A 6,513-nucleotide genomic window follows, 5' to 3' on the forward strand; every position below is an offset into this window, starting at 1 on the left:
CGGCAATATAAGCGTAGCTTCCTGAAACTTTTATTCCGCGCGCTAACCCCGGAGTATTACAAAATCCGACTTGAGTGGGATTTGTAGTATTACTGACATTGATGATCCGCAATCCCCAAGTATAATCCGCGATATATATGTAGTTGCCAGCAACAGTAACACCGTAAGCATAACCTGGTGTTTCGCAAGAACCAACTTCCACTGGATTTGCCGGATTACTGATGTTGATAACTCGCAATCCTAAGCTGTCGTCTGCGACATAAGCGTAGCTGCCAGCTACTGATACACCCCGAGCATAACCTGGAGTATCGAACAAGCTGACCGCGGTGGGATTTGCCGGATAGCTGACATTGATGATCCGCAATCCATCGTTGTAGTCTGCGACATAGGCGTAGTTGCCAGCTATCATTACATCAAGTGCAGTGCCCGGCGTATCGTAATAACCCACAGAGATAGGAATCGCAGGATTGCTAATGTTGATGATCCGTAGTCCAAAGTTGTTATCTGCGACATAGGCATAGTTATCTACAACTGTTACACGTTCTGCTACTCCTGGTGTATCGTAAGAACCAACAGAAATGGGATTCGCTGGATTGCTGATACTGATAACTCTTAATCCCGAAAAACCATCTGCGACATAGGCATAGTTTTCTCCTATAGTTACTCCGTTTGCTGAGCCTGGTGTGTCGCAAAAGCCAACCTCTGCAGGATTTTCTGGATTACTGATATTTAAGATTCGTAACCCTCCTGAATAATAATCCGCTATATAGGCATAGTTGCCTACTACTGCTACATCCCTCACAGATCCAGGCGAATCGAAGAAACCTACTTCAGTAGGATTCATCGGATTACTGATGTTGATGATTCGCAGTCCAAAATTATCGTCTGCAACATAAGCGCAGCTGCCTGTAACTTCTACTCCACGCGCAAACCCTGGTGTATTATAAGATCCAACTTGCGTAGGAATTACCGGATTACTAATGTTGATGATTCGTAGCCCAGCATATCCATCAGCAACATAAGCGTAGTTGCCAGAAACTGCGACTGCTTGGGAGTTCGTATGCCAGAATCTGCCGAGGCAGCGAACATTCAAGCTATCCTGTGCGAATACGGAGGTAGTCGTTAAAAGGAAAAGAAGAAGAAGAGTGTAGAAAGAAAACGACTTGGTGGAGATGGAGCGCATCATAAAACCCTCCCGTTCTTGTTGTAAGCAGCTCTGTTTACAAGGTATCTCAGGATTTTCCAGTTGTCAATGAAGATTGGTTTAGAGTAAAAAAACGGAGAACGAGAGTACCCTACACACATAAGGGCGAACCTCGTGTTCGCCCTAAGACAATAGGGCGGCTGCCACACGCCCCTACGATACGGGTTTGGAAACCCGTAGCAACCAACATACAGTACAAACGGGGTGTGGGTGTCATACAGCGTAAGGGCGAACCTTGAGTTCGCCCAAGACAAAAGGGCGGCTGCCAACCGCCCCTACGATACGGGTTTGGAAACCCGTAACCATTATCTTTCAATACGGGCGGACACAATGGTCCGCCCCTACCCATCAATAAAAGAAATGAGAGTGCGATTATGCCGGGATCGGAATCGCTTCCGGTTCGATGGGATCGTCGGTTGTGGTCGGAGCCAATCCGTGATACTCCAAAAAGATTTGCGTTTCGTCTTTCCCCATGTACCGGGAGAGTATCCGAGGATCGGTTTCGGTGAGATCAACCAAAATCAACCCATCGACAACATTACTGAAGTCACTATCGACATTAAAACCAATTAACTTGCCACCAAGCTTCAAATATTCCCGTAAGAGTGTCGGAATTCCCTTATTGTCGGCTTCCAAGTCGGCAACAAACGACGCCACATCTTCGATGTCTTTCAATACTTCCCGGCTGCTGGTATGATGCAGTCCCTTCACCGGTTTCGCTTTGAAGGGATTTCGCGACTTAACCCATCCCGCTAAATCAGGATTTAACCGATTGTCTTTCAGGAATGAGACAATCACTTGATGCGATACTGCATGATAATCGTTGCTGATGCTAACCGGTCCAAAGAGTTTCTTATAACGCGGATTTCGCGCAACAAAAGCGCCGATGCCCCGCCACAATAATGCTAACGCCAAACTCACCCGTTGATATTCCACCCGGACAAATGAACGTCCCAACTCCAAAGCCGGCGATAACTGAGAGAACAACGCCGGATGAAACCGGAAGAGCGTTGCCGTGTAAAGCCCTTGTTTCCCCGATTCCATGAGAATCCGGTCGGTCAAACCTAACCGGTACGCCCCAACGATCTCCTGTTTCTCCCGGTTCCAGACAAAGAGATGGGTGTACGATTGATCGAAATCGTCAAGATCTACTGAGTTCCCGGTTCCTTCACCTACCATCCGAAAAGTCACTTCACGCAAACGCCCGATCTCGCCTAAAACATAGGGAATCTCATTAGCTTGCGCATAGAATACATCGAATTCGCGAACCGAAACCAAACTCCGCTCCCGCGGTAAGCGGTCAATTTCCAATGCCAGTATGTCATTGGTGATAGGTTCGGGGATTTCGGTTTGTCGTGGCAGTTTCTTTGCAAAAACCGGAGCACGCTTGTTCGGAGTGAAGCGATTTTCTAAAAAGAGAGTTCGTTCACGCAAACTTTCCATCATTTGTGAATCGTTGGAATAAGTACGGAGCTTCCGGTTGGGGATTACATTACCGATGGCTAAGCGCACGGTTTGATTCCGCTTATTGAGGAATTGCCGAGGCAATAGTGCCGTCCGCAATATAGGATGCAGAATTCCCGCGACATGGAAAGAGAAACTATTTTTACCATCGATATATATTGGCAGGACCGGCGCTTGCGCGATTCTTTGCAGTCTTGCAACCGTGGTTTGCCATACCGGTTCGGTCACTTTACGGGTTGTCGTTTGCCAGGAAGCTACTTCACCGGCAGGAAAAACCACCAACACCCCACCCTCTTTCAACCATCGTATTGCTTCTCGAATTCCCGATAGATTGTTGGCGATAGAGGAATCGGAAGAAAACGGATCGACATAAATGCAGAAGTCTTTGGTTTCGGGTACCCGCTCTAACATTTGATTGGCAAGAAACTTGACATCCGGTCGGATTTGCTGAAGCACATTGAACAAACCGAGACCTTCAATCATTCCAAAAGGATGATTGGCAACGACAAGTAACGACCCGGTTTTCGGCACTCGTTTGATATCTTGGGCATTCGCTTGAAACTTGACATACAACGATTCAAGCGCCGTTTGGACAAAATTGCGATTGGGTGTTACTGACCGGCATATCTTCTGATAGTGGTAATTCAACGCCTTCAATCCGAGCAATGAATCTCCCACATCAGCCATCCGATTACGAAAGTTAGACTGATGAGTGTTCTTCAGGGTGAAGAGGCTTACAGGCGTTTCCATTTCTGCTCCTATCGTATGCGGATGAAAGAATCGACAAATCAGTTTCTGATAGCTTTCACAGCAATGTATCGGAGCGCTGTTTACGAAAAATGAGGAAGAAATTGGGAAATCGTGAGGGAACAAAAAAAGGCGCTTGGGTAAGCGCCTTTATCGATAGTCGTTGAAATGCTATTACACGTTAAACTTTTTGCTGTGTTCTTCGAGATAATCGGACAAGTATTGCAAGTCGATTGGTTTCGTTATGTAGTCGGATGCACCGATATTGATCGCATCTTTTGCGACGTTTAAATCGTGCAACGCTGTTGCCATTAATACGATTGCAGTTTTATCCAATTCGCGAATCCGTTGCAACGCATCGATACCGTTAACTTCCGGCATCATGATGTCCAACAATACAAAATGCGGCGAAAATTGTTTGAACAGCTCAACCGCCTCCAAACCGCCAAATGCAGTGCGGACTTCATATCCGCGTTCCGATATGAAACGCTGGAGGATATCGCAAATATCGGGCTCGTCATCGACGACCAATACGCGTACTTTTTTTTGGGTTCCTTGGTCAGACATCATTTTCAACTCACAGTTGGTTTAGCGTTGCGCTGGCGTTCTGTTTTTTCGCACAGATACGGGAATATACTTCGTCGCCTTGCTTCTCACAAGTCGTTATTGACTAAGGCTTTCTTTCCCGTTTGGCAAACCAAGCCATCATCCAAAGTGCCTGCGCATTGTTCCCAATGGTTGGTTCATTACAAAGAAAATCGTTCCGGTCATCGAAATAGACTGCTTCTTGCGATTGGAATTTTTCAAACCGGTCGACCCCCTCATAATGTATACGTTGCCGTTTAACTTGTTCCCGAGAGCAATAGCCGGCAACAAGAGTCCCCGGCAAAGCCCTTTTGGTTAAATATGCAATTTGATGATGAGGATTTCGGGGATATTCGCTACCGATACCAGTGAAAAATGAAACCCCATGACTGTTATTCCCCAATAGAAAGTCGCGTTGTCGTTCCGCCAGCCAACGATACGAACTATCCTGTGTTGCCGATTCATACAATTGAGCTAACATCGCCACCCCGCTTTGCATAGCAGCCGATCCCCAAGGGTAGTTAGCGAGCGGGTAACTGAACGGATTGTTTTGTGCAATAGCCGCATAGAACTGTAAGGAGCGGTTTAACTCAGCACGAACTTCGGGGTTGAATGGGAAGATTCTAATTTTCGCTATCCCACCCAGATCACCCCATGAAATCCAATGAACAATCGGTAGATGCTTGAACAACACATTGGCTTCTTCGCGATAAACTTCGATTCCAGTGGCGCGAAACAACTCGGACGCCGCTAACATGTAATTATCGATACAACTGCGATCAACGTACATCGAATCCGGGCCTGATGCCCATACAGGAAGATCCGGTATCCCATTGTAAATCGTAATTGCATTCAGAAGACACTTTGCTGCGAAACTCGTATCGCCAACTGCTTGAAAACGGGCGGCACCGATGGCTAGAGCTGCCACAGTCGAGGCTGAATACGCTTGCGAAGGGGCATAGTATGCCGGTCGTTGATTCTCTAACGGGTCGTTTTCCGGCATTCGCCAACCAACCGAATGATCAGTCAAATCCGTTACCTGAGTTAAAACTTTTCCCGGTAGAAAATGTGCTTTTATCAACCAATCTAAACCGATTTTCGCTTCATCGAGTAAATCGGAGTATCCATTTCCGTCACGATCAGGTATTAGATTCGGTGAATACTCGTGTGTAAGCAATAACAAATATGCTGTGTACGCAGTCGTTAAAGTAAATTTGACATAATCACCGGCATCGTGCCAGCCACCTGTCAAGTCAACTTCGATCGAGTTCTTCCCCCTGTGATAACCTACGACTGAGGTAGCATCCATGCGGTGGCACAGGGCATGGAACAACGCAGGATTCTCACCACAACGCTGAACTTGGAAAAATCTCAACAACGAATCGCAGAGCGGCGTGTACAAGTTAGTATCGATTTGAAATTGCGAAGAGTTTATTGAGTCAACCTGAATCGTATAAACACCCGTTTCACGAACTTGTGAAAAGTCGACCCGAAAGTGATGAGGAAACGCCAAGTAAGGACCATGATCCTTGGATAATCGCAAGATGGTCGATGTGCCGGTTGTCTGATTAATGATGTTTGCTTCGGTTTCTGTTAAATCCTGGTGGGACATCACAACGGCAACTTTACTATCTGACGGAAGAAAACCGATTTGGTTGACCCGGATATAGGTATCAGCTGCAGCAACTTGCCACAGCGAGACGATCAGAATGCCAATCAACATGAGAAAAAGTCGATGCATGTAGCGAACGTAATCCCTATGAATGAAAGAGTGAAGAAGTTGAATGTTCTTGTTCAAACGAAAGTAACCACTGTTTGCGCCAAAGTCCGCCTCCATATCCAACAAGTTTTCCATTCGCACCTATCACCCGGTGACAAGGAACGATGATCGAAATTGGATTTGAGCCATTTGCCGTACCCACAGCTCGACTTGCCGACGGATTTCCAATTTGCATTGCTAACTCACCGTAACTCACAGTGGTGCCATATGGAATGGTACGAAGCTTCTCCCAAACCCGTTTATGAAATGGTGTGCCGGAAGATTCTAAGGGAATTGTGAATTCCTGTCGACTACCGGTGAAGTACTCTTGAATTTGAGCGAGATACGGGAGTAACGATTCTGGTTGAGTTAGCTCAGTTGGTTTTTCCTCGACAAAGTATAACGTATGCAATGCGTCACGGTCGCCCGTAATCCGGATTATTCCGATAGGTGTAGTAAGAAATCCGGTTTCTATACTCATGGCTGGGTTGTCATACCATGCAAGTTGCCGCCAAGCTTCCATTTCGGGTCATCAAATTCAGTTTGTGCCATGTTCTTCCATCGGACAAGTTGCTCTTGCACAGTATCATTCGGCTGGGTGATCCAATTGGCCGCAAGTAACTTCCCCATTGGAGTTCGCTCCTCTCTCGGTTCCGGTTGCACTTGCTTTCCAAATCCAGTTATATGTTCGGTGAGTGCTGCATTGGGTGAAACTTGGAGTTCCCAAAGGACAATTGAGGGGACTGACGTAGAT

General features: G+C 46.6%; 6 protein-coding genes. All 6 read right to left on the minus strand.

What is annotated here, in order from left to right; all coding sequences use genetic code 11:
* The coding region (locus OEM52_13020; protein ID MDK9701058.1) for a hypothetical protein at positions 1 to 1,186 on the minus strand (1,186 nt) is incomplete at its 3' end.
* 390 nt (positions 1,187 to 1,576) lie between these two features.
* Positions 1,577 to 3,418 carry a lysophospholipid acyltransferase family protein gene (locus OEM52_13025; GenBank protein ID MDK9701059.1) on the minus strand — a complete coding sequence of 614 codons (1,842 nt, stop codon included), beginning with the start codon at positions 3,416 to 3,418 and terminating at the stop codon, positions 1,577 to 1,579.
* Between the two features lie 171 nt (positions 3,419 to 3,589).
* A complete protein-coding gene (locus tag OEM52_13030) occupies positions 3,590 to 3,985 on the minus strand; it encodes a response regulator (GenBank protein MDK9701060.1) in 396 nt (131 codons plus the stop codon).
* Between the two features lie 100 nt (positions 3,986 to 4,085).
* Entirely contained in the window at positions 4,086 to 5,741 is a 1,656-nt protein-coding gene (locus OEM52_13035) for a glycoside hydrolase family 9 protein (protein ID MDK9701061.1), read from the minus strand.
* A 16-nt stretch (positions 5,742 to 5,757) separates the two neighbouring features.
* Positions 5,758 to 6,240, minus strand: a complete 483-nt coding sequence (locus tag OEM52_13040; protein MDK9701062.1) for a methylated-DNA--[protein]-cysteine S-methyltransferase — start codon at positions 6,238 to 6,240, stop codon at positions 5,758 to 5,760.
* A partial coding sequence (locus OEM52_13045) for a hypothetical protein (GenBank protein ID MDK9701063.1) occupies positions 6,237 to 6,513 on the minus strand: 277 nt, incomplete at its 5' end. The genes OEM52_13045 and OEM52_13040, both read right to left, overlap by 4 nt.

This window comes from bacterium, from assembly GCA_030247525.1.
Taxonomy (GTDB): Bacteria; Electryoneota; JAOADG01; order JAOADG01; family JAOADG01; genus JAOTSC01.